This is a genomic window from Bradyrhizobium sp. FW305-F6, from assembly GCF_058782905.1.
The window spans coordinates 2,169,228-2,191,491 of sequence record NZ_JBYSYD010000001.1; the positions used below are offsets into that span (position 1 = coordinate 2,169,228).

A 22,264-nucleotide genomic window follows, 5' to 3' on the forward strand; every position below is an offset into this window, starting at 1 on the left:
ATGCCGGACACGGTCCTCGTCCTCAACTCGGGATCGTCGAGCATCAAGTTCGGCGTGTTCGATGTCTCGACGACCGAGCCCACCCTGCTCTGCAAGGGCCTGCTCGACGAGCACGAGGCGAAGCCGCAGCTCGTGGTGAAGGGCCCCGCCGGCGAGGATCTGTTCGCGACGCGAAAGGAGGCGCCGGACGGTGCCGCCGGCCATTTGTTCGCGGACGTGCTCGCCTTCATCGAGAACCGGTTCGGCGAACGTAGCCTGCGCGCTGTCGGGCACCGCATCGTTCACGGCGGGCCGGATTATTCCGGCCCGGTCGCGCTGACGGACGACATCACGGCGAAGCTGGAGGCATTGACACCATTGGCGCCGCTGCACCAGCCGCGCTGCCTTGCGCCGGTTCGCACGTTCGCGGCGATCCGGCCCGAGCTGACGCAGATCGCGTGCTTCGACACCGCCTTCCACCACGGCCTCGCGCCGCCTGCGAGCCGCTTCGCCATTCCCGGGCGCTTCGAGGCGCGTGGCGTCCGGCGCTACGGCTTTCACGGCCTCTCGTTCGAATATGTCGCAGGACGCCTCGCCGAGATCGCGCCGGAGCTCGCGGCCGGGCGAACCGTCATCGCGCATCTCGGCAACGGGGCGAGCCTGTGCGCGTTGCGCGATGGCCGCAGCATCGACACCACGATGGGGCTGACGCCGCTCGACGGCCTCGTGATGGGGACACGCTGCGGCACGATCGATCCGGGCGTGCTGCTTTACCTGCAACAACAGGAGAACATGTCGGTCGAGCAGGTCCAGCACCTACTCTATCACGAGTCCGGCCTGCTCGGGGTCTCCGGCATATCCGCGGACATGCGCACGCTGCTCGCGAGCGGCGAGATTGCGGCGCGAGAGGCGGTCGATCTCTTCACCTTCCGTGCGGCGCAGGCTGTCGCAATGATGGCGACCACGCTCGGCGGTCTGGACTGCCTGGTCTTCACCGGCGGCATCGGCGAGCATGCCAAGGAGATCCGCGGCGCTATCGGCGAGCGTCTCGCATGGGTGGGCTTGCGCATCGATGCCACGGCCAATGATGCCGCGCGCGAGCGCATCAATGGCAGCAGCAGCGCCGTCGAGGTCTTCGTCATCCCGACCAACGAAGAGATGATGATCGCGCGTCATTGCACTGCTCTGATCCGCCAGGGCAATTGCATATAGAGAGTTTCGCCTGTGGCCATCCTTCGAGACGCCCGCCGTTGGCGGGCCCTCAGGATGAGGACCGAGGTCGGTGGGGGCACTCCAACGAGCACGCACACTGTTTAGCCTCATCCTGAAGAGACCGCGCAGCGGTCGTCTCGAAGGGCGAGGCGTGCGCATCGCTGATGCTACAAGCCTGCGCGATCGCCTGCTGGTTCGCGAACGCCACATCACGTGACATTTTTATGAATGATCTGCCGCAATGCTGTCGTTGCGTCTTCGCGGCAAAGAAAGCGCATCACTTCTGGTTGCGGACGGATCATGAAGACCCACATCATCGAAGAGCTCGGACAAGGCGGCATCCTGCTGCCCGCGCTGGTGGCGGAAGGGCTCGCCGCCAACGATCGCATCAAGGTGCGGATGAGTGCACTACAGGCGGCGGCCCAGCATGCGCGGGAGCCTGGCCGGCCTGCCAATGACCTCGGCGTCGAAAGCCAGACCGCAGGCATCGCCCCCGCGGGGATCGCCGCGCTGATCGGCGGCGCGCATCTGATTGGACAGGACCGCCTCGCGGCTCCCGATCTCGCGAAGCTGATGCAGGAGATCGCGGACGACGCGGCGGCCATGATCCGCGCCGTCGGCGCCGGTGCGGCGAACGACGGCGAGCGGGCGCAGGCGCGGCTCGCGGCGATCCGCGCAGCCGGCCTGCTCGATGCCACCGGCGAGATCGAGCTCTCCCGCATCGCGCACCTGACCGGGGTCGCCGACGCCGGCGGCGACAGCCTGCATCGCCTCGTCATGGATCTGCACAAGCAGCTCAACAGGCTTGCAACGACCTGCTCGGAGGAAGCGCTCGACGGCGCCCATGTCTTCGGCCTGCACAGCGAGGACCGGCCGGCCGTCGCGGCCTTCATGAAGGGCCTGAACGCGACGCGGGGTCTCAAGTTCAATCACCCCGGTCTCGACACGATGGCCACGCGGGCCGGCGGCCGGCTGCTGATCCAGAACGACATCGGCACAACCGACGCCCATGTGGTCGTGATCGCGGTGAAGAAGAATGCGGTCACCGTCACCTACACCGATGTGCATCTGGCGCGGGCGAAGTACTTCATCTCGCTGTTCGACGAATTCGAGGCGACCTGGAGCGGCCTCGATCGTCACACCGCAGCCGGCCTCGGCGAGGAGAATTCCTTCTATCTCGTCACCGGCCAGTTTCAGGCCGACCACGCCGCCGAGCGCAACGAATTCCTCGCCGCGCTCGGCGCCGCGCTGGTCTTTCTGATCGACTGGAACAAGGCGCGCAAGCTGCTCAGGACCTGGGTCGCCAAAGATGACGCAGCCCGCATCCTGGAATGGGCGGCGCGTCACCGGATCGGCCATCGCGGCTTCCTCGAGCTCGGCGGCAACGACCTGCTGGGCTCTGCGGTGCGGAACGCCGCACCCACGCGGATCGGCTTCGGCGAGCGGCTCGACCAGGCGCTCGGCCGCAACGCTGCAATCGATTTTCTGAAGGCATCTCTCCGAGCGTCCACCGAAGCACTGCTTGCGGGCCGCTCGGTCAGGACGGTGCGCGACCAGATCGAAGCCGATCTGATTCGGCACCTCGATCGCGTCGACGGGGCTCTGCTCGCAGCCGTGCTGCGTCAGATCGGCCTCGCCCACGATCTCGTCACGGCGATCTCGCGCCACATTGCCGCGCTGCAGGCCGGTCAGCCCGCCGACGGAAAGCTGCTGACGCAACGCTGCGGCATGGTCGAGCAGAAGGCCGACAGAATCGCGCTAGAGGGCCGCAACGAGGTCGATCGCCTCAATGCCCGCCCGCTGATCGGCCAGTTGATCGATCGCGCCGAAGAAGCGATCGACGAGCTAGAGCAGGCCGCATTCATCGCCTCGCTGATGCCGGAGAAGACCGATCCGTCCTTGCTGGCATCGCTGGCCGAGCTTTGCGCAGTGGCAGCGACCGCGACCGAAGTGGCCGCGAGCGGCATCGCCGCTGCGATCGACGTGCCGGAAGGACGGCGCGCCGATTCCGAGGACGCGCTGTCCGCGGTGACGCGCCTGATCGACGCGGAACACGCCGCGGACAGCCGCGAACGCGCGACGACCGCGCTTGTCTTCGGCGGCGGCTTCGACGTCGCGACCTCGCTGTCGGTGATCGAGCTCGCCCGCGCCGTCGAGCGCGCTACCGATCGCTTCGCCGCGTTCGGCCATCTGCTCCGCCGTCACATCATGATCGATCTCGCAGCCTGAGGAAGCTACCCATGCATATCGTGCGTATCGGCGCTGATGCCGCCGACTTGCGGCCCGCCGAAGAGATCGGCGCCAAGGCCGCCAATCTCGCCCGCATGGCGGCGCTGGGCCTGCCGGTGCCGCCCGCCTTCGTGCTCCCGGTCAAGCTCTGCGCCGAAATCATTGCCGGCCATGCGCATGCCACGCGGCATCTGCGCGACGGCTTGAAGGAGGGAATCTCCTTCCTGGAGAGCGCCACCGGAAAGCGCTTCGGCGACCGCCGGCAGCCGCTGCTGGTATCGGTCCGCTCGGGGGCGGCGCGGTCGATGCCGGGCATGCTCGAAACCGTCCTCAATGTCGGCTGCACGATGGACGCCGTGCATGGCCTGATCCGTGCGACCGGCCGGCCGCGCCTCGCCTGGGATTGCCGACGACGCTTCCTGGAGAGCTTTGGCGAGACTGTGCTGGAGCTCGACCAGGCCGCCTTTGCGGCATGCATCGCGGAGCTCGTCACGGCCGAAGATGCCGGCATCGACCGTGAGCTCGACAGCGAGGCGCTCGCGCGGCTCGCCAGCCGCGAGCAGGCGCTGATCGAGGATCGCGCCGATGGCCTGCTGGAGGACGCGTTCGCCCAATTGGAGGCGGCAGCCCAGGCAGTCTATCGTTCCTGGACGAGCGAGCGTGCGCTGACCTATCGAAGCCTCCAGCACCTCGAAACACTCGAAGGCACCGCCGTGACCGTGCAGGCGATGGTGTTCGGCAATGGCGGTCTCGCCTCCGGCGCCGGCGTGGCCTTCTCGCGCGATCCGTCCACGGGCGCGCCGCGCCCGATGATCGACCTCGTGCTCGATGCGCAGGGCGAAGACGTCGTCTCCGGACGGCGCGCGCCCGACACGACTGAAGCGATCGCCCGCGAGCTGCCGAAGCTCGAAGCCGAGCTTGGCGATGTCCTGAGGCGACTCGAGCACGCCTTCGCCGACGTCCAGGACGTCGAGTTCACGGTCGAGAACGGCAAGCTCTGGATCCTCCAGACCCGGACGGCCAAGCGTACGCCGCGGGCCGCCGCCAGGATTGCGATCGACCTCGTGCATGAAGGCCTGATCTCGAAGGACGAAGCCTTGGAGCGGGTCGCCGAGATCGATCTCGCCTCGCTCACCGAAACCAGATTGGTTGCTCCAGGCCGGCCGGCGACGACCGGCATCGGCGCCTCCGGCGGCATCGGGATCGGGCGGGCGGCGTTCTCGTCCGAAAGCGCTCAGCGCCTCTCGGAGGCGGGCGAGCCGGTCATCCTGCTGCGCCCGGACACCAGCACCGCCGACGTCGCGGGCTTCGCGCTTGCCGCCGGCATCGTCACGTCCGTCGGCGCGCGCACCTCGCATGCGGCCCTGGTGGCGCGGCAAATGGGCAAGCCGTGCGTGGTGGGTTGCCGTGAGCTGAAGATCGATACCGCCGCGAAGCAGGCCCAGCTCGGCCATCTCACACTTGCCGAAGGCGAGTGGATGACGATCGAGGGCGATGCCGGAGAGCTCTATCTCGGACGATGCGAGACGATCCGGACACGGCCCGAAGCGGAGCTCGCCGAGATCGCGGCGTGGCAGGAGCAATCTTGCCGGCATGACAGGCGCGCCGCCGTACCTTGAAGCGCGATGAGATTCGGATGAATCGCCGTCGCGCCTCATGATCTTTTCGGATCATGCTTAGTGGCCGCGGCCGGTCAGGAGCTGAAAAGTCCCCATCGCGACCTCGATCAGGATCAGCACCACGACGGCAATTTCCAGGCGGAGCGAGCGCTGGGTGTCAATGATGTCGGTGAGCGCGTTGGCGGTCTCCGACACCGCCGCAAGCTTGCGCTCGAGCGTGTCGAGGCGCTCCTTCAGCTCGTACTCGTCCTCCAGGCGCGAATAGAGCCGATCGAGCTCGGGCTTCTCCCAGAGCACGTCGGGCTTCTCGGCGATGGCGACGCGGCCGGCGACCCGCTGCTGCACCAGCAGTGCGTTGCCGATCAATTGCAGGATGCCCTTGCGCCGTTGCGGCGTACGGCCGTGTTCGGCGAGCTCGCGTGCAAACGGCTCGATCACGTCGAAGACCGCGGCGACGCGCCGCTCGTCGCGCGCCAGCGACGTGCTCTTGGCGAGCGCATCCGCAACCAGCAGCAGGCGGTCATCGGAGAATTTGGCAAGGCAAATCGGCCCGCCGGGCTGGATCGCCTCGGCAGCCTCGTCGTGGCAGAGCTGCGCCTGCGCGATCTCCTCCTCGTACGGGCTGAGCTCTCCGGTCACCCGCGATTTCAGGTTGTCGATGAGAACCTTCTCCTCGGACGGAAGCAGCCCGATCAGCACGACGACGCCGTAGCGAAAGATCACGGCAAGACCGGCATGGACACGGAAGGCGGCCGGCGTCGAGGACACCAGCGTTCCGATCTCGAGGCCGGACGCATTGATGCGGTCGCCCAGCATCAGCGCACGGATCCGCAGGGTCGGCGCAGCCTCTTGCTTCGGCGATGTTGGCGCGGTGCCAACGGCGAGATGATCGGCGTTCATATGAAGCGTCTCCCGCGAGCAAGATCACACATTTCGTTCGACTTTTCCTGCAACCCGCATCCGCAAGCGACCAAGTGCCTTCGCAGCGCGATGTCGCCATGAGGCACTCGGGCCAATGCCGCCGGGTGGGACTTGTGCCGAAACATTCGGCAAAATTACCGGCCGCGCAGGACACATTAGGCTGCAATGACCTGCTGCGGTTTACCATCGCACGCCGCGGCACCGCCGGAAAGTTGCACTCGGCCACGCTACGGGTTTATGACAGCCGCATGCAGCGCTACGCTTCTCCCGAATTGCGGACATTGAAGCCTCGATCATGCTGAGTGTCATCATTCCGACCGAAGGCGTCGAGCAGACGGCGGTCGCAACCCTCGCCGCGCTGGTCCCGGGCGCCGCTGCCGGCGTCATCCGGGAAGTCATTCTCGTCGACGGCACGCGCAACGGCGTCATCGAGCGCGTCGCCGACGTCGCGGGATGCCGCTTCATCGGCCTGGAAGGTGCCTCGCAAGGCGCGGCGCTGGCCGCCGGCGCGCTCCAGGCCCGATCGCCGTGGTTGATGTTCCTCCCCGCAGGCGCCGTGCTGGAGACGGGGTGGATCGAGGAAACCACCCAGTTTATCCAGGCCGTCGCGACCAGCGGCCGGGATCGTGCCGCGGTGTTCCGCTATGCGCGCTCGCCCTACGCCAATACCGCGTTGCGCGACGTGCTCTGGGCCGTGGCTCGCCACCTCGTCGGTCCCCTCGGCGACCAGGGGCTGCTGATCGCACGAGATCATTACGACCGGATCGGCGGCTACCCGCCCCACGCCCGCCATTCCGAGGCGCGGCTGCTGCGGCGGCTCGGGCGGTCGTCCCGGACCATGCTCCGCAGCCGGATCGTCATGACCGGCTGAACCACCGATACGCTTGCCAATGTCAAATAATTAATTGACAATGGCAAGTATTGAGGTGATCCCATGCTGTCGACATCTTCACAGTCGAGCACGGCGTCCGTTCAGGACGCCTCCGACCCCATCGCAGCGGTCCGCGCTTTCAACCGCTTCTATACCCGCAAACTCGGCGTACTCGACCAGCACCTCGGCAACAGCGCGTTTTCGCTCAGCGAAGCGCGCGTGCTCTACGAACTGGCGCAGCGCGACGACCTCGCGGCTAAAGAGATCGGAAGCGAGCTCGGTCTCGATCCCGGCTATCTCAGCCGCATCGTCCAGAGCTTCGACGAGAAGGGGCTGATCACGCGAAAGCCCCTGCCCGCAGATCGCAGGCAATACCAGCTCAGCCTCACCGCCAAGGGCCGGCAGGCCTTCGCCAAGCTGAACCTGAGTTCGCAAAACGAGGTCGCCGCAATGCTGGCTCGGCTTTCGCCCGGCGATGCGAGCCGGCTGACGCAGGCCATGGCGACCATCGAGGCCGTGCTGGAGCCGCCTCGAAATCAGCCCGCCGCTTTCATGCTCCGCAGTCATCGCGTCGGCGACATGGGCTGGGTGATCTCCCGGCAGGCTGCCGCCTACGCCGCGGACTACAATTGGGACATCAGCTACGAGGCGCTGGTCGCCGAGATCTGCGCGCAGTTCATCAAGAACTACGACCCCGCGCGCGAGCACTGCTGGATTGCGGAGGTCGGTGGCGAGCCGGTCGGCTCGGTGTTTCTGGTGAAGGCCACTGACGACATCGCCAAGCTCCGCCTGTTGCAGGTGGAGAAGAAGGCACGGGGGCTCGGCGTCGGCCGCGCGCTGGTCGAGCAGTGCATCCAGGGCGCACGTGAGCGGGGCTACGGCAAGATGACGCTGTGGACGCAGAGCATCCTGGTTGCCGCGCGCGGGATCTATCAGAGTGCTGGATTCAAGCTGGTGGCGACGGAGCCGCATCACAGCTTCGGGCAGGACTTGATCGGCGAGACGTGGGAGCGGGATCTCTGACGATCTTGCAGCGAGCGAGATGCGCGTTGCTGCGCCCTCTCCCCTTGCGGTCAACTAGCAAACGCAAGCTCGTTTGGGTGAGGGGTATGTCTCCACAAGCATTGGTGCGCGCGGAGAGAACCCCTCATCCGGCGCTTCGCGCCACCTTCTCCCACATCCGCCTTCGCCAAGGCTTCGGCGGACATGAGGGGGAAGGGACGAAACTGCCCGCGCTCACACCGTCGCGCCTTGCGCCTTCGGCCGGCGCAGATGCTCGTCCAGGCGCGGCATGATCTCGACGAAGTTGCAGGGGCGGGTGCGGTAGTCGAGCTGGGCCGCCAGGATGCCGTCCCAGCCGTCGCGGCAGGCGCCGGGCGAGCCCGGCAGGCAGAAGATGTAGGTCGCACCTGCGACGCCCGCGGTGGCGCGGCTCTGGATCGTGGATGTGCCGATCTTGGCATGACTCAGCATGTGAAACGCGATCGAGAAGCCGTCCATGCGCTTCTCGAACAGCGGCTCGATTGCCTCCGGCGTGACGTCGCGTCCGGTAAAGCCGGTGCCGCCGGTGGTGATCACGACGTCGATGCCACTGTCGGCAATCCAGCGGCGGATCACGTCGCGGATCGTCTCGACATCGTCGGTGACGATTTCGCGCGCGGCAAGGTGGTGGCCCGCCGCTGTGAGGCGATCGACCAGGGTCTGGCCGGACTTGTCATCCGCGAGCGCGCGCGTGTCGGACACCGTCAGCACCGCGATGTTGAGCGGGATGAACTGCTTGGATTCGTCGATGGAGGCCATGACCTCACTCCTGCTTCCTCAACCACCGCCGTCATCCTGAGGTGCCCGCCCTGCGGTGCGAGCGCACCGCAGGGCGGGCCTCGAAGGATGGGCCACGGGCTCGTCATCCTTCGAGGCTCGCCAAGAGGCGAGCACCTCAGGATGACGGATAACTACAGCGCTCCCGCGCCGAACGTGTTGCAGGCCTGGACCGTGCCCTGCTGGTAGCCGGTCATGAACCATTGCTTGCGCTGCGCCGCCGAGCCGTGGGTGAAGGAGTCAGGCACGACGCGGCCGGTGGCCTGCCGCTGCAGCGTGTCGTCGCCGATGGCGCTCGCCGTGGTCAGCGCGGCCTCGATGTCGCCGGGCTCGAGGAAGTTCGGGCGCTTCTTGGCCTCGCGATTGACCCAGACGCCGGACAGGCAATCGGCCTGCAACTCGACCTTCACCTGCAGCGCGTTGGCCTCGGCCTTGCTGCCGGCCTGCTGCTGCAGCCGCGTCACGCGCGGAATGATGCCGAGGAGATTCTGGATGTGATGGCCGACTTCGTGCGCGATGATGTAGGCGGTCGTGAAACTGCACGCCGACTTGCCGGAGCAGCCGCGAAAGCGCGTCTCGACCTCGCGGAAGAAGGCGGTGTCGAGGAAGATGGTCCGGTCGGGCGGGCAGTAGAACGGCCCCATGGCCGACTGCGCCATGCCGCAGCGTCCGCCATTGGTCGCGTTGCGGAACAGCACGATCTTGGGACCGGTATAGGTCTGGCCGTTGGCCTGGAAGATTTCGGTCCAGCGGTCGTCGATTTCGCCGAGGATGCCCGAGATCATGCTGCCCATCTCGTCGGTCGGCGCGCCGCGCTTGCCCGAGGAGGCCTGGCGGTCGGTCTGGTAGGTCGGCGCATGGCCGCCACCGGTAAGGATCTCGGCGCCACCGATCAGGATGCGCGGGTCGATGCCGAAGGCGTAGCCGACCAGGCCGAGGATGATGATGGTGCCGATGCCGAGCCCTCCCCCGCCCATGGGCAGGCCGAACCCGCCGCCTCCGCCGCCGCCACCTTCGTCGCGACGATCCTCGATGTCGTCGCTGCGGCGGAAGTCATCGTAGCGCATGGCGGCCTTTCCTCTGGGGTCCCTGATTCAGTTTTCGACTTCAGTTTTCGACGGCGCGCACCAGCGCGAAAGCTCAACGCGCCACATACGTAAAATTTCCGTTGCCTTTATCAATATCGTGGCCGGCAAAAATTGCCTAGTGCGACAGCAGGTCGGTGCCAGCAAAATTTTCCGAGGACGGAGCAGATTTTTCCGAGAGAAATTTGCAGCCTTTTTGCCGCCACGATCGATCCCGCGAGCCTCACAGGCACGAAAGACACTGCAAAACAAGGCGAATGCGCACGACAAATGATGCACGAACGATGATGCGAGGATCGCTCACGAAAGCAGCGGATTAAGTCGATTTTTACTTTGCCCCTGCAATGTAACGGCCAGTCGGTTGTTTGGTCCCGCGTCGCCGACAGCGTCGCCTGAGTCAGAGTTCTTGAGTCATGGTAGAGTCGCGTCGCGGGGCGTCTGCAAGGGCGCCCCGCACAAATTTTGAGTCCGCCTCGCATCGCATCATCCTCGGCGATTGCGTCGCCGAGATGTCGAAGCTGCAGGCAGGTTCGGTCGATCTCGTGTTCGCCGATCCGCCCTACAATCTCCAGCTCAAGGGCGATCTCAAGCGCCCCGACGAATCGCACGTCGATGCCGTCGACGACGACTGGGACAAGTTCGATTCGTTTGCCGCCTACGACGATTTCACCCGGGCCTGGCTGCTCGCCGCCCGCCGCGCGATGAAGCCGTCGGCGACGATCTGGGTGATCGGCTCCTATCACAACATCTTCCGCGTCGGCGCGATCATGCAGGACCTCGGCTTCTGGCTCCTGAACGACATCGTCTGGCGCAAGACCAACCCGATGCCGAATTTCCGCGGCCGCCGTTTCACCAACGCGCACGAGACCATGATCTGGGCCGCGCGCGACGAGAAGGCCAAGGGCTATACGTTCAACTACGAGGCGCTGAAGGCGGCCAACGAGGACGTGCAGGCGCGCTCCGACTGGCTGATCCCGCTCTGCACCGGCGAGGAGCGTCTCAAGGGCGCCGACGGCAAGAAAGTGCATCCGACCCAGAAGCCGGAAGGCCTGCTGGCGCGCGTGCTGCTGTCCTCGTCCAAGCCCGGCGATCTCGTGATCGATCCCTTCAACGGCACCGGCACCACCGGCGCCGTCGCCAAGCGCCTCGGCCGCTCCTATATCGGCTTCGAACGCGACAAGACCTACGCCAAGGCCGCGGAAGCGCGTATCGCCAGGGTCGAACCGCTGCCGGAGGAGAGCCTCGCCCCGTTCATGACCGCGCGCGAGGCACCGCGCGTCGCGTTCTCCGAGCTGATCGAGCGCGGCATGATCATGCCCGGCACGAAGCTGTTCGACGCCAAGAAGAAGCTCGGCGCCCTCGTGCGCGCCGACGGCGCCATCATGCTCGGCGACAAGGTCGGCTCGATCCACCGCATCGGCGCGGTGGCGCAAGGCGCGCAGGCCTGCAACGGCTGGACCTTCTGGCACGTCGAGACCAAGAAGGGCCTCAAGCTGATCGACGAGCTCCGCGCCGAGATCCGCGCCGGCATGGCGGCGGAGTAGGCCTCCTCCTCCGTCATTCCGGGGCTCGCGAAGCGAGAGCCCGGAATGACAACTAAGGTTGAATGCCGCCGCTGTGAGGAGACCGGCGCGGCGACGGTCATTACGGCGGCAATCGGTCTTTTGTTACGCCGCCTGATCTGCGTAGCGCGCAGACAACGCCTGGCAAACTCGCCGGTTGCTCTCGTGCGTCGCCTTCAGGCAAGACAATGTTTGGCGAAGGACGCCGCAACTCGCGCGCAAGAGACAACAGGGAGATATGTGATGCTCAAATTCTATTTCAACGGATCGCCGAATCCGACCAAGGTCGCGCTGTTTCTGGAGGAGGCCGGCTTGGCCTACGAGCCGGTGAAGGTCGACACCCGCAAGGGCGAGCAGTTCGCGCCGGACTATCTCAAGGTCAATCCGAACGGCAAGGTGCCGGCGATCGACGACAATGGGACGATCGTGTTCGACTCGAACGCCATCCTGCTCTATCTCGCCGAGAAGACCGGAAAATTCCTGCCCTCGAACCGCGCCGAATTGCTGTCCTGGCTGATGTTCGTGGCCAGCGGCGTCGGGCCGTATTCGGGCCAGGCCGTGCACTTCAAGCACTTTGCGCCGAAGGACCAGAACCACGACTACGCCCATAACCGCTACCAGTACGAGACTGATCGCCACTACAGGATTCTCGACGGTCACCTCAAAGACCGCCGCTACATGGTCGGCGACGATTATTCGATCGTCGACATGGCGCTGTGGGGCTGGGCGCGCATGGTACCGTTCAAGCTCGGCGACGACGCCTTTGCGCGATACCCGAACGTGAAGCGGCTGGTCGACGAGATTTCGGCGCGCCCGGCGGCGGCGCGCGCCATCGCCCTGAAGGACAAGTTCACCTTCAAGGCCGAGATGGACGACGAGGCGCGCGCCAACATGTTCAAGCACATGACGACCAAGGTCGCCTGATCACGTCACTTTCGACGTCGAGGCCACGCGCATGCGCGTGGCCTCTTGGCTTTGCCTTCAGGCGGCGTGCACCGAGCCCAGGAACTTGGCCACCTCCTGCTTCAGCCGGTTGCTGTCGGCCGAGAGCGAACGCGCCGCCGACAGCACCTGCGAGGAGGCCGATCCGGTTTCGGAGGCGCCGCGCTGCACGTCGCCGATGTTGGTCGAGACGAGCTGCGTGCCCTGGGCCGCCTGCTGGACGTTGCGGGAGATCTCCTGCGTCGCGGCGCCCTGCTGCTCCACGGCGGCAGCGACCGTCGACGCAATCTCCGACAGCCGCTCGATGGTGCCGCTGATCTCCCGGATCGAGCCGACGGATTCTTCCGTGGCGGCCTGGATGCCGGAGATCTGCTGGGCAATCTCGCCGGTGGCCCTGGCGGTCTGCTCGGCGAGCGCCTTGACCTCGGTAGCGACCACCGCAAAGCCGCGGCCGGCGTCGCCCGCACGGGCCGCCTCGATCGTGGCGTTCAGCGCCAAGAGGTTGGTCTGGCCGGCGATGGTGCTGATCAGCTCGACGACGTCGCCGATCCGCGCGGCGGCCTTGGAGAGCGCGCCGACGCGCTCGTTGGTCCGGCTTGCCTGACCGACGGCCTCGGTGGCGATGCGGGCGGATTCCTGCACCTGGCGCGCGATCTCGGAGACCGAGGACGAAAGCTCCTCGGTCGCCGAGGCGACCGCCTGCACATTGGCCGAAGCCTCCTGCGAGGCGCTGGCGACCTCCGTCGAGAGGTCCTGAGCGCGCGCGGCGGTGGTGGTCAAGGTGCCCGCGGAGGCTTCCAGCTCGTTCGACGCCGATGACACCGTGTTGACGATCTCACCCACGGCCTGCTCGAACTGATCGGCCAGCCGGGCCATGTCCTTCTTGCGGTTCTCGGCCTGACGCGCCTCGAGCTCGGCCTGCTCGGCGCGCATGCGCTCGGTCTCGATCATGTTGTCCTTGAACACCTGGATTGCCTTGGCCATGTCGCCGATCTCGTCGGCCCTGCCGCGGCCGGGAATCTCGACCTCGAGATTGCCGCCGGCAAGCCGCCCCATCGCACCCGTCATCGAGGTCAGGGGACCGACGATGCTGCGGGCGATCAGGAAGGCGACGAGGCCGCCGAACAGGATGGCGAGGCCACCGGCGATCGCCTGAACGGTCGTCGTGCCGGAGATCACGGCCTCGGCGGTGGTGCGCGATGCCTGATAGTCCGTCTTCAGCGTCGCTTCCGCGACCTTGAGCCTGCCGATGCTGTCGGCGATGAGGGGCGCGAGGTCCTTGTGGTAGATCTCGTCTGCCTTGAGCATCGCCGCAGAGGTGGTCTCGAACGCCGTCTTGTAGGTCTCAAGCGAGGTCTTCACCGGCGCCAGCGTGGCGCGCAACACGGCCGCCTGCGGGCTCTTTTCGAGTGCCCCGAGCCGTTGCAATGCCCTGTCGATGCTCGCCCTGAAGGTCGCAGGGCCCTGGGCATCGCGAAGGGCCAGAAAACGCCAGTTTACGATCCTTACGAGCAGGATTCGCGATTCGAGATCCGCGACGAGGGAGGCGGTATCTTCATCGACGGCGGCGCGCGCCACGTCGACGAGCTTGTTCGTTTTGGTGGCCAGATCCTCGCCACTCGGCAGCAGCGTCGCCTTGCCCGTTCTCGTCTCGTTGACGGCGTCGCCGAGATTGTCACGCAGGCGTCGCATTTTGGCAATGTCGTCGATGAGGCCGTTATAGAGCGCGCGCCGCTGCTCCGAGATCGTCCCCTTGGCGCCGACCCGCAGCAGTTCGGTCGCCGCGGTCTCCCGCTCGGAGGCCTCCTTCATCGCGGACTCGTTGGCGTCGTAGACGTAACGCAGGTTGGCCCGCTGGATCGCCTGGAGATGCGCCGATATTTCCAGCACCCGCGCCGTGCTGTCCGAGAGGGCGGATTGTCTTGCGACCTGATCCTGCACGTCCCGCAAATTCCAGATGGCAACGACTGCCATCACGAGACCGACCGCCACCAGGGCCATGAAGCCTGCGTACAGGCGTCCCCTGATCCGCAAACGAAATTTCGGCATTCCCACTGTCCACCCAGATGCATTCCACTTCGGGCGGCCGAACGATTCCGGCGATCATGACCGGCCACCCCGGCAGCCGCGCGTCGCATTCTCGCGACCCACGCTGCGCCGCGACACAATGGAGGACACTCGTTAATTGAACCTTCAAATTTTTCGCGCGATTGAGATCGGGCGGCACGAAACCTGCTGTTTTTCTCGGCAGCTATGCAGAGTTTGCACGCCAATGCGCAGCGTCATGCAGAGCGCTGCATGCCAACGCTCACGCGGCGCCGGCCCGCTGCAGTTTGCCGAGGGCGTGCTCGACTACTTCGAGCGTGTACGGCTTCTGGACGACCGGCACCGAGGCCAGCTCCGCCGGCAGAGGCGCGCGTTCGCCGTAGCCGGTTGCAAAGATGAAGGGCACGCCGATTTCCTTCAGCTTCTGCGCCACCTTGATGCTGCTCTCGCTGCCGAGGTTGAGGTCGAGCAGAGCAAAGCTCGGCCGCGTGCGCTCGATCGAGCGCAGTGCCTGGTCGACGCTCGCGGCGGTGTCGACGTGGCGGGCGCCAAGATCGAGCAGGATGACCTCGGCCGCCATGGCGATGATCAGATTGTCCTCCACGATCAGCGCAGTCTCCGAAATCCGCGGACGGTTGGCCTGCTGCTCCTCGATCCGCATGGCGGCTCCTGCAATTGATGGCACAAGTTCAACGAAATTGGCGGGAATGACGAACTTCGCCTGGACTCCCAGAAGATCGAAACGGATTTCGGCATCGCCCTTGAGATCGAACGGCACCGAGCGCTCGATGATCGTGGTGCCGAAGCCGCGCCGCGTGGGCGGCTGCACCGGCGGGCCGCCGCTTTCCTTCCATTCGATCACGAGGCTCGACGCGGGATCGAGGCGCCAAACCACCTCGACATTCCCGGTGGAATCGGCGAGCGCGCCGTACTTGGCGGAGTTCGTCATCATCTCGTGCACGACGAGGGCGAGGGTGGCAAACGCCTTGGGATCAAGCGCGACGTCCGGTCCACCCAGTTTCACCCGGCCCGCGCGCGCCCCGAGATAGGCGCCGGCCTCGGATTCGACGAGGGTTCGCAGCGCCACCGGCGCCCAGTTCAGGTTGGTGATCTGATCGTGGGCACGGGCCAGCGCCTGGATGCGGCCGCCGAGCACGCTGGCAAACTCCTCCACGCTCGTCGCGGTGTCCTTGCTCTGCGCCACCAGCGCACGCACCAGGCTCAGGATGTTGCGGACGCGATGATTGAGCTCGGCGATCATCAACTCCTGCCGCTCCTGCGCCCCACGGCGCTCGCGCGCGGCGAGGTCGGACAATTGCAGGATCACCTCCAGCAGCGTGACGCGCAGGCTCTCGGCGATGCGGATATCGGCCGCCGACCACGGCTTCGACTGGCCGGCCACCGTTTCCTGCCAGAGCTCGAAGCTCTTGCGCGGCGTCAGCCGCGGCCCGTTCGGGCCCTCGTCGTAGACCTTGTTGGGGGCGCCTGCCCAGTTCACCGAGCGCGTAACCTCGCGGCGGAAGAAGATCAGGCAGTCGCGCGGGGTTCGCGAGATCGGGATGGCGAGAAAGCCTGCAGCGCGGTCGCGGAAGGCCTGGCCGGCGGCATAGACCTTGGCAATCTCGGCGCTGGCGAAGATTCGTCCCGGCGACGTCCTGTTGATGAAGGCAACGAGGTCCTTCACCTCGTCTTCTGTGGGCGTCTCGCCCTCGAGCGTGATCTTGTTGTCGGACCAGACCGCGACGCCGTCGCACGCGATCATCTTGCGATAGTCGCCGAGAAAGTCGACGATCGCACGCCGGCTGTGCTCGTGTGAGGCCGCGATTTCGATCAAGCGCTCCTGGACCTGGTGAGCTCGCGCCTCATAGGCCACATCGCCCTCGCGCTCGCGTCCCTCGACGATCCAGGAGAACATCTGTCCGAACAGCTCGGCCGCGGTGCGCTTCTCGAACGAGATATAGCGCGGGGAGTAATGATGGCAGGCGAACAAGCCCCACAGCTTGCCTTCGCGCAGGATCGACACCGACATCGACGCGGCGACGCCCATGTTGCGCAGATATTCGATGTGGATCGGCGAGACCGATCGCAACACGCTCATCGAAAGATCGAGCAGACCGGCGTTGTGCGTGGGCGTGGAGACCAGCGCAGCGGGCCTGGCGTTGATGTCGGCAATGATGCGCAGCCAGTTGCGCTGATAGAGGATGCGGGCCTGCCGGGGAATGTCGGACGCCGGATAATGGAGGCCGAGGAAGGATTCGAGTCCTGCTTGCGCGGTCTCTGCGATGACCTCCCCGGACCCGTCCGGATGAAACTGGTAGACCATGACGCGATCGAATCCGGTCAGCACTTTGAGCTGGCGCGCGGCTTCCCGTGCCAGTTCGTCCATGCCGCGCGTCTTGCGGATCCGCTCCAGCATCAGGCGGACCAGCTCACCGGAATTGACACCGGGCTCCTCGACGCTGGGCTCCGCCTCGATCACAAGATAGACCCCGGAGAAATGGATCGAGAGATCGTATGGCGGCTTGCCAGTCTGGATCTCGATGCCGAACAGGCGCTCGGTCGCATCCGGCCCGCTCAAATGGTCGACGTGGCGGCGGATGGTCTCGACGGCAGCTTCGGAAAAAACCCGCGACAGCGGCTGCTGGAGCAGATCGGCCACTTCGGTCGCGAGGAAGCTGCCGGCATTCTCAGACGCCATGCAGATCGTTAAATCGGAGAGCACCGTGAGCAGAAAGCCGTAAGGCTGCACGCTGCCGGGAACGTGGATGGGCTCGCGATCGCAATTGGTGAGATCGACGGCTTCGTTCATGCGCAGTCCGCCGCCCGCTCGAACGCGGCGAAGGCGATGCGCGCTCCCGCGATCGCTTCGACCTCGTCGCAGAACCGTTCGCTTTCAAGCGTCGACAGGAAGCTCTGCCAGAGGCGCTTGCCCGCACCGTGGCGGAGATAGCTGGTCGCTTGCGTGATGCGCGGGTCGGTGGCGTCCGCGAGCTCCCTGAGCAGGAATTTGGCTCCGAGCCGGGAACCTTCGAGCACGTACATGGCGCCGAGCATACCGCTGGGGGTGAGCGGCGGCACCGAGACGGTGGATTGCGCGTCGCTGCCGAGCCGTCCGAGATCGGCCGCGATCGCGGCACTGCGCGTGCGCTCCGGCCAGTCCGGAAACAGGTCGGCGACACCCGCCTCGACGAGGGCGGCTTCGAGCGGCAGCAGCGCGCCGGCGCTGGCTTGGAGAAAACGGCGGTAGCCCGCCAGAACGGTGAGATCGAACGACGAAAGCTGCGCATCGAGTTCCCGGTGCGCAGCCGCAGTCGCATCTCTCAATCGCTCACGAAATCCAGAGAAGCCGGGGTTGACCTGTGTCGCAACGTTCGAAACCCCAACAAGCATGCAATTTCCAGACGCGCCCGGTGTCGGGGGCGCAATTGCCCCGGAAGCGAAAGAAACGTCCGCCGCCCTGAAAAGTTCCACCAGGATCCCAGGGCGGCGGGCCCGTCCTCCCCTTTGTTTCCGCCGCCGGGGCTTTCGCAGCTCGTAGGCGATCTCCCCGGGTCATCCCGCAGTCCAGGAGTTCCCGCTCGGTCATGGCAACGAGTTGCGCAAGGGCGCGGGACCTTTCGCGCCTGGCGCCGACCATCTCGACGAATGCTCGCCAGACCCGCACCCCCCTCGCCCTTTCGGCACGACGAAAGCGGCCGGCGGAGGTGGCACCCATTCCCTTCAGCTCGCCGTCCTCACCGACGCCTCCGGAAAGCGACCGAGCGCCTTCTCGGTCAGGATCGAGTCGCAGTACTCGCGGATTTCCTTGATCTTGCCGTTCTCGAAACGAAACACCAGGCAATAGTCGTTGTCGTAGCGCACGCCCTCGGGCGTGACGTTATCGCCCTTGGCCTCTACGACGACCATGTCGCCGTCGGCGATGAAGCGGTGCGCGACGGTGCGCGTGCGGTCGCGCAGGCGGGTCCGCACATAGCCGTGGAGGTCGTTGAGGATCGCCTCCTTGCCGGAAAAGGTGCGTGACCAGGAGTACTGGCCGGTCACGACCCATTTGGCATCCTCGGCAAGGCTTGCGGTGAACAGGGCGCGATCGCGCGCGGCCGGATCGGGATTGGCGGCGGCGGCGAAGATATCCTGCATCAGTTTCTTGTTGGTGGCAGCGCTCATGACGGCATCTCCGTGGAGTGGCGATACGGAGATCATCGTCTGGCCGTCAGCATTCTTCAAATCGATAGAGAGTATGATATATATTCGCTTGATGAATTTGCATTCGCTCGACCTCAATCTGTTGACGGCCCTCGACGCTCTGCTGCGCGAGGCCAATGTCAGCCGCGCAGCCATGCGCATCGGGCTGTCGCAGCCGGCCACCAGCCACGCCCTGCAACGTCTGCGCGACATCTTCGGCGATCCGCTGCTGGTGCGCACCGGCGCGCGCATGGAGTTGACGCCGCGAGCCCAGGCCTTACGTGCGCCGCTCGCTCAGGCGCTCGACCAGGTGCGCGGACTGTTCGTGCCTGACGATTTCGACGCCCCACGCAGCGAGCGGCAATTCCGCCTGATGATGCCGGACCTGGCGGTCGAGCTGCTGATGCCGCCCTTGATGGAGAAGGTGACGAAGGCCGCGCCCAACATGCGGATCGACGTCGTGCCGTGGCGGGGGCCTGCGATCTTCCACGCCGAGTTCGCCCGCACCATCGACCTCGTGATCTCGATCGGCAACGCCTTCAAGGGCTTTCACCGGCAATTGCTCTATACCGACAGCGATGCGCTGGCGGTCCGGCGCGGCCACCCCATGGCCGCGAAGCTGAAGCGGCGCGAGACCTTCCTCGCCGCGCGCCATGTCGGCGTGATCATCCGCGGTAATGCGGAGGATCTCATCGACACCTGGCTGCGGACCGAAGGCATCGAGCGGCACATTTCGCTGGTGGTGTCGGGCTATCTCGAAGCGCTGCACGTCGCCGCCCGCACCGACCTCGTCGCCTTCGTGCCGCGCCGGCTGATCGCCGCGCTCTCGAAGCAGCTCGGCCTCGTCACGGTGACGCCGCCGCTCGACCCCGGCATCGACGAGCAGTTCATGTTCCATCCGACCCGCGCGCAGATGGACCCCGGCTCGATCTGGCTGCGGCGGCTGATGCTGGAGACGGGACGGGAATTGGAGAGGGGTCGTAAGGTGGATTAGCCGAAGGCGTAGTCCACCAACTTCGTTGCGATTGCCGATGCACGGTGGGTTACGCTGCGCAAATGCGCTTTGCGCATCTGCGCATCTAACCCACCCTACAAGAGCCCTTACGCCTTCTGAGCTTCCATCACCTTTGCGACGGCCGGGCGGTCCGACATGCGCTTGAAGTGGTCGGCGATCTTTGGCGTCGCGTTGATGTCGACACTGTCGCCTTCGAGCCAGGTCGAGAGCGTGTAGAGATAGGGATCGCAGATCGTGAACTGCTCGCCCATCACCCAGGGTCCCCGAAACATCTTTTGCTCGATGAGCTTGAAGCAGGCGGCCATGGTCTTCGGGACCATCGCCTTCATGTCGGCGAACGAGCTCTCTTCCGTCGCCCAGCGCGCGCCGCGCATCTTGTGGGCGTGGTTGATGTGAACGGTGGAGCAGAGATAGGAGTTGAACGACTGCACCTGGGCAAAGTCGAAGGGGTCGTCGAGCGGCGCGAGCTTCGCCTTGGGGAACACTTGCGCGAGGTAGGCCAGCATCGCCGGCGTCTCGGTCAGGACGCCCCGATCGGTCACCAGCGCCGGCACGCGGCCCTTCGGGTTTATGGCGAGATAGTCCGGGCTGTTCTGCTGATTGTCCTTGAAGCTCAGCCGTTCGGCCGCGTAGTCGGCGCCAGCTTCTTCCAGGGTGATGTAGGTGGCGAGCGCGCAGGTGCCGGTGGCGTAGTAGAGCTTGAGCATGTCGGACCTCATGGGAAAACCGGAAGTTAACGGCTGGAGACCTCCAGGTCCATAGCATCGCGGTCTCTTCGCAGTTGCCCACCGCTGCCCGCCTGTGCCAAGACGCCTGCAATCGGAGGGGGATCTCATGACCGTACTCATCGCCGGCGGCGGCATCGGCGGGCTGACGCTTGCGCTCAGCCTGCACGGAATCGGCGTTCCCGTGAAAGTGTTCGAGAGCGTTGCGGCACTGAAGCCGCTCGGCGTCGGCATCAACGTGCTGCCTCATGCGGTGCGCGAGCTGATCGAGCTCGGGCTGCTGGACAAGCTCGACGCCAGCGGCGTGCGGACGCGCGAGCTCGCCTATTTTTCCAAGCACGGCAAGCCGATCTGGAGCGAGCCGCGCGGGCTGGAAGCCGGCTACAAATGGCCGCAATTCTCGATCCATCGCGGCACCCTCCAGCAGATCCTGCTCGACACAGCGGTCGAGCGGCTCAGCCGCGATAACATCCTCACCAGCCATCATCTGACCGGCTGGACCGAGACCGCAAACGGCGTGCGCGCCAACTTCATCGACAAGGCGACCGGCAAAGCGGCCGGGACCTACGAGGGCGCGATCCTGATCGCCGCCGACGGCATCCATTCCGCTGTACGAGAAAAGCTCTATCCCGATGAAGGCCCGCCGATCTGGAACGGCCGCATCCTCTGGCGCGGCGTCACGCCGGCGAAAGCCTTCCTCACCGGCCGCACCATGATCATGGCCGGTCACGAGATCCTGAAATTCGTCTGCTATCCGATCTCGAAAGAACCGGATGCCAACGGCAACCATCAGATCAACTGGGTCGCGGAGCGCCACATGCCGCCGACCTATCAGTGGCGTCGCGAGGACTATAACCGCACTGCGCGGCTGGAAGAGTTCTTGCCCTGGTTCGAGAGCTGGACGTTCGACTGGCTCGACGTGCCCGGGCTGATCAAGGCCTGCCCGCATGCTTACGAATATCCGCTGGTCGACCGCGATCCGGTGGCACAATGGACCTTCGGCAAGGTCACGCTGATGGGCGACGCCGCGCACCCGATGTACCCGATCGGGTCGAACGGCGCCTCGCAGGCGATCCTCGACGCACGTGTCATCACCCGCGAGATTCTCGCGCATGGCCCGACGCAAGCCGCCCTGCTCGCCTATGAAGCCGAGCGCCGGCCCGCGACCACCGACCTCGTCCTGCTCAACCGCAAGAACGGCCCCGAGCAGGTGATGCAGCTGGTCGAGGAGCGCGCGCCCGACGGATACAAGGTCGTCACCGACGTGCTGTCGCAAAAGGAACTGGAAGACATCGCCGCCAATTACAAGCGCGTCGCGGGATTCCAGGTGGAAGCGCTGAACGCCAAGCCGCCGATCGTGAGCAAGGACGCGCGGGCAGGGGCGTGATGCGCTCGCTCAAAAGCGGCTCGGGCCCGCTTCACTTGACCACCCTCGCCGCCTCCAATAGCCGCTCACTGGCGCTTGCCGTCGCCAGCAGCGTGCCGTCCTCGGCCATCAGCCTGGCCTCGACGAAGGCGATTGTCTTGCCGAGCTGGGTCACCTTTGCTTCACCAATGATCGGGCCGGGCCTTGCCGGAGTGAGGAAGTTCACCGTCATGCTGATGGTGGTGGTGTAGAGCCGGCCCTCGCTCATCACCAGCACCGCCGGGCCCATGGTGTCGTCGAGCATGGCCGAGAGCATGCCGCCCTGGATGAAGCCGGCCGGATTGCAGAATTCCGGCTTGGCCTCGAAGCCGAGCCTGATCCAGCCCTCCTCCGGACGGGCATCGAGCAGGCGCCAGCCGAGCAGCTCGGCGCAGGGAGGCCTCGGAAAGTTGTCGAGCGCGGTCTTGACCATGTGGAACCCCGTCGCCTGCATTGATAGCGCAACGCTGCTGACAGCTTGATGTCAGCAGCCTCGATCCCGCATCGCGAAACTCCGGGGAAACCATCGAAGATTGTGTGGCTTCGCTGCGGCCCACGCGCCGTTAAGCGCGCATCAACCACGCGATTTCACGATCGGTTCAATACGATCCAATCGGACAATCCCGCGGTAAGCGGTTGGAAATTACCTCTTG

Annotated in this window: 19 protein-coding genes; 9 read left to right on the forward strand and 10 right to left on the reverse strand. The window is 65.7% G+C overall.

Annotated features, from left to right (window positions below; all coding sequences use genetic code 11):
• From AC3WLX_RS10445 to AC3WLX_RS10455, 3 genes are all read left to right on the forward strand, one after another.
• Complete coding sequence (locus tag AC3WLX_RS10445; protein WP_492335766.1) at window positions 1-1,191, forward strand: acetate/propionate family kinase; 1,191 nt, start codon at window positions 1-3, stop codon at window positions 1,189-1,191.
• 300 nt (window positions 1,192-1,491) lie between these two features.
• Window positions 1,492-3,420 (forward strand): hypothetical protein, encoded by a 1,929-nt coding sequence (locus tag AC3WLX_RS10450; RefSeq protein ID WP_492335767.1) that lies wholly within the window; start codon window positions 1,492-1,494, stop codon window positions 3,418-3,420.
• 11 nt (window positions 3,421-3,431) lie between these two features.
• Complete coding sequence (locus AC3WLX_RS10455) at window positions 3,432-5,039, forward strand: PEP/pyruvate-binding domain-containing protein (protein WP_492335768.1); 1,608 nt, start codon at window positions 3,432-3,434, stop codon at window positions 5,037-5,039.
• Between the two features lie 57 nt (window positions 5,040-5,096).
• Here AC3WLX_RS10455 and AC3WLX_RS10460 read toward each other — a convergent pair whose 3' ends face one another.
• Complete coding sequence (locus AC3WLX_RS10460; RefSeq protein ID WP_492335769.1) at window positions 5,097-5,939, reverse strand: RMD1 family protein; 843 nt, start codon at window positions 5,937-5,939, stop codon at window positions 5,097-5,099.
• A gap of 316 nt (window positions 5,940-6,255) precedes the next feature.
• On the opposite strand from AC3WLX_RS10460, the gene AC3WLX_RS10465 reads away from it, so the two are divergent.
• Complete coding sequence (locus AC3WLX_RS10465; RefSeq protein ID WP_492335770.1) at window positions 6,256-6,831, forward strand: glycosyltransferase family protein; 576 nt, start codon at window positions 6,256-6,258, stop codon at window positions 6,829-6,831.
• A gap of 63 nt (window positions 6,832-6,894) precedes the next feature.
• Window positions 6,895-7,854, forward strand: a complete 960-nt coding sequence (locus AC3WLX_RS10470; RefSeq protein WP_492335771.1) for a bifunctional helix-turn-helix transcriptional regulator/GNAT family N-acetyltransferase — start codon at window positions 6,895-6,897, stop codon at window positions 7,852-7,854.
• Between the two features lie 213 nt (window positions 7,855-8,067).
• Here the strand turns inward: AC3WLX_RS10470 and moaB are convergent, their stop codons facing one another.
• Both moaB and ypfJ read right to left on the reverse strand, forming a co-directional pair.
• A complete protein-coding gene (moaB, locus tag AC3WLX_RS10475; RefSeq protein ID WP_492335772.1) occupies window positions 8,068-8,631 on the reverse strand; it encodes a molybdenum cofactor biosynthesis protein B in 564 nt (187 codons plus the stop codon).
• A gap of 152 nt (window positions 8,632-8,783) precedes the next feature.
• A complete protein-coding gene (gene ypfJ / locus AC3WLX_RS10480; RefSeq protein ID WP_492335773.1) occupies window positions 8,784-9,716 on the reverse strand; it encodes a KPN_02809 family neutral zinc metallopeptidase in 933 nt (310 codons plus the stop codon).
• Between the two features lie 431 nt (window positions 9,717-10,147).
• Between ypfJ and AC3WLX_RS10485 the strand changes: the two genes are divergently transcribed.
• Window positions 10,148-11,278, forward strand: a complete 1,131-nt coding sequence (locus tag AC3WLX_RS10485) for a site-specific DNA-methyltransferase (protein ID WP_492335774.1) — start codon at window positions 10,148-10,150, stop codon at window positions 11,276-11,278.
• Between the two features lie 261 nt (window positions 11,279-11,539).
• Window positions 11,540-12,220: a glutathione S-transferase family protein gene (locus AC3WLX_RS10490; RefSeq protein WP_492335775.1), complete on the forward strand. Its 681-nt coding sequence runs from the start codon at window positions 11,540-11,542 to the stop codon at window positions 12,218-12,220.
• Between the two features lie 57 nt (window positions 12,221-12,277).
• Here the strand turns inward: AC3WLX_RS10490 and AC3WLX_RS10495 are convergent, their stop codons facing one another.
• The 5 genes from AC3WLX_RS10495 to AC3WLX_RS10515 all read right to left on the reverse strand — a co-directional run bounded on the left by AC3WLX_RS10495 (window position 12,278) and on the right by AC3WLX_RS10515 (window position 18,448).
• Window positions 12,278-14,287, reverse strand: a complete 2,010-nt coding sequence (locus AC3WLX_RS10495; protein ID WP_492335776.1) for a methyl-accepting chemotaxis protein — start codon at window positions 14,285-14,287, stop codon at window positions 12,278-12,280.
• A gap of 259 nt (window positions 14,288-14,546) precedes the next feature.
• On the reverse strand, window positions 14,547-17,093 hold the full coding sequence (locus AC3WLX_RS10500) for an HWE histidine kinase domain-containing protein (protein WP_492335777.1): 2,547 nt from the start codon (window positions 17,091-17,093) through the stop codon (window positions 14,547-14,549).
• A complete protein-coding gene (locus tag AC3WLX_RS10505; protein WP_492335778.1) occupies window positions 17,090-17,674 on the reverse strand; it encodes a biliverdin-producing heme oxygenase in 585 nt (194 codons plus the stop codon). The genes AC3WLX_RS10500 and AC3WLX_RS10505 overlap by 4 nt, the downstream gene beginning before the upstream one ends.
• Complete coding sequence (locus tag AC3WLX_RS10510) at window positions 17,613-17,999, reverse strand: YjiS-like domain-containing protein (RefSeq protein ID WP_492335779.1); 387 nt, start codon at window positions 17,997-17,999, stop codon at window positions 17,613-17,615. The genes AC3WLX_RS10505 and AC3WLX_RS10510 overlap by 62 nt, the downstream gene beginning before the upstream one ends.
• A gap of 5 nt (window positions 18,000-18,004) precedes the next feature.
• Window positions 18,005-18,448 carry a nuclear transport factor 2 family protein gene (locus AC3WLX_RS10515; RefSeq protein ID WP_492335780.1) on the reverse strand — a complete coding sequence of 148 codons (444 nt, stop codon included), beginning with the start codon at window positions 18,446-18,448 and terminating at the stop codon, window positions 18,005-18,007.
• Between the two features lie 91 nt (window positions 18,449-18,539).
• On the opposite strand from AC3WLX_RS10515, the gene AC3WLX_RS10520 reads away from it, so the two are divergent.
• Window positions 18,540-19,460, forward strand: coding sequence for a LysR family transcriptional regulator (locus AC3WLX_RS10520; RefSeq protein WP_492335781.1), 921 nt, complete (start codon window positions 18,540-18,542; stop codon window positions 19,458-19,460).
• 107 nt (window positions 19,461-19,567) lie between these two features.
• Here AC3WLX_RS10520 and AC3WLX_RS10525 read toward each other — a convergent pair whose 3' ends face one another.
• On the reverse strand, window positions 19,568-20,188 hold the full coding sequence (locus AC3WLX_RS10525) for a glutathione S-transferase family protein (RefSeq protein WP_291624899.1): 621 nt from the start codon (window positions 20,186-20,188) through the stop codon (window positions 19,568-19,570).
• Between the two features lie 127 nt (window positions 20,189-20,315).
• On the opposite strand from AC3WLX_RS10525, the gene AC3WLX_RS10530 reads away from it, so the two are divergent.
• Complete coding sequence (locus AC3WLX_RS10530; RefSeq protein WP_492335782.1) at window positions 20,316-21,593, forward strand: flavin-dependent oxidoreductase; 1,278 nt, start codon at window positions 20,316-20,318, stop codon at window positions 21,591-21,593.
• Window positions 21,594-21,624: 31 nt separating this feature from the next.
• On the opposite strand, the gene AC3WLX_RS10535 is transcribed toward AC3WLX_RS10530, so the two are convergent.
• Entirely contained in the window at window positions 21,625-22,044 is a 420-nt protein-coding gene (locus tag AC3WLX_RS10535) for a PaaI family thioesterase (protein ID WP_492335783.1), read from the reverse strand.
• Window positions 22,045-22,264 lie beyond the last annotated feature (220 nt).

Bases quoted from the DNA above. Each gene is read 5' to 3' on its own strand.
- AC3WLX_RS10505 (WP_492335778.1), bottom strand. From the start codon at position 17,674: ATGCTTGTTGGGGTTTCGAACGTTGCGACACAGGTCAACCCCGGCTTC.
- moaB (WP_492335772.1), bottom strand. From the start codon at position 8,631: ATGGCCTCCATCGACGAATCCAAGCAGTTCATCCCGCTCAACATCGCG.
- AC3WLX_RS10490 (WP_492335775.1), top strand. From the start codon at position 11,540: ATGCTCAAATTCTATTTCAACGGATCGCCGAATCCGACCAAGGTCGCG.
- AC3WLX_RS10445 (WP_492335766.1), top strand. From the start codon at position 1: ATGCCGGACACGGTCCTCGTCCTCAACTCGGGATCGTCGAGCATCAAG.
- AC3WLX_RS10495 (WP_492335776.1), bottom strand. From the start codon at position 14,287: ATGCCGAAATTTCGTTTGCGGATCAGGGGACGCCTGTACGCAGGCTTC.
- AC3WLX_RS10470 (WP_492335771.1), top strand. From the start codon at position 6,895: ATGCTGTCGACATCTTCACAGTCGAGCACGGCGTCCGTTCAGGACGCC.
- AC3WLX_RS10510 (WP_492335779.1), bottom strand. From the start codon at position 17,999: ATGGGTGCCACCTCCGCCGGCCGCTTTCGTCGTGCCGAAAGGGCGAGG.
- AC3WLX_RS10465 (WP_492335770.1), top strand. From the start codon at position 6,256: ATGCTGAGTGTCATCATTCCGACCGAAGGCGTCGAGCAGACGGCGGTC.
- AC3WLX_RS10520 (WP_492335781.1), top strand. From the start codon at position 18,540: ATGAATTTGCATTCGCTCGACCTCAATCTGTTGACGGCCCTCGACGCT.
- ypfJ (WP_492335773.1), bottom strand. From the start codon at position 9,716: ATGCGCTACGATGACTTCCGCCGCAGCGACGACATCGAGGATCGTCGC.
- AC3WLX_RS10535 (WP_492335783.1), bottom strand. From the start codon at position 22,044: ATGGTCAAGACCGCGCTCGACAACTTTCCGAGGCCTCCCTGCGCCGAG.
- AC3WLX_RS10525 (WP_291624899.1), bottom strand. From the start codon at position 20,188: ATGCTCAAGCTCTACTACGCCACCGGCACCTGCGCGCTCGCCACCTAC.
- AC3WLX_RS10455 (WP_492335768.1), top strand. From the start codon at position 3,432: ATGCATATCGTGCGTATCGGCGCTGATGCCGCCGACTTGCGGCCCGCC.
- AC3WLX_RS10515 (WP_492335780.1), bottom strand. From the start codon at position 18,448: ATGAGCGCTGCCACCAACAAGAAACTGATGCAGGATATCTTCGCCGCC.
- AC3WLX_RS10485 (WP_492335774.1), top strand. From the start codon at position 10,148: ATGGTAGAGTCGCGTCGCGGGGCGTCTGCAAGGGCGCCCCGCACAAAT.
- AC3WLX_RS10450 (WP_492335767.1), top strand. From the start codon at position 1,492: ATGAAGACCCACATCATCGAAGAGCTCGGACAAGGCGGCATCCTGCTG.
- AC3WLX_RS10500 (WP_492335777.1), bottom strand. From the start codon at position 17,093: ATGAACGAAGCCGTCGATCTCACCAATTGCGATCGCGAGCCCATCCAC.
- AC3WLX_RS10460 (WP_492335769.1), bottom strand. From the start codon at position 5,939: ATGAACGCCGATCATCTCGCCGTTGGCACCGCGCCAACATCGCCGAAG.
- AC3WLX_RS10530 (WP_492335782.1), top strand. From the start codon at position 20,316: ATGACCGTACTCATCGCCGGCGGCGGCATCGGCGGGCTGACGCTTGCG.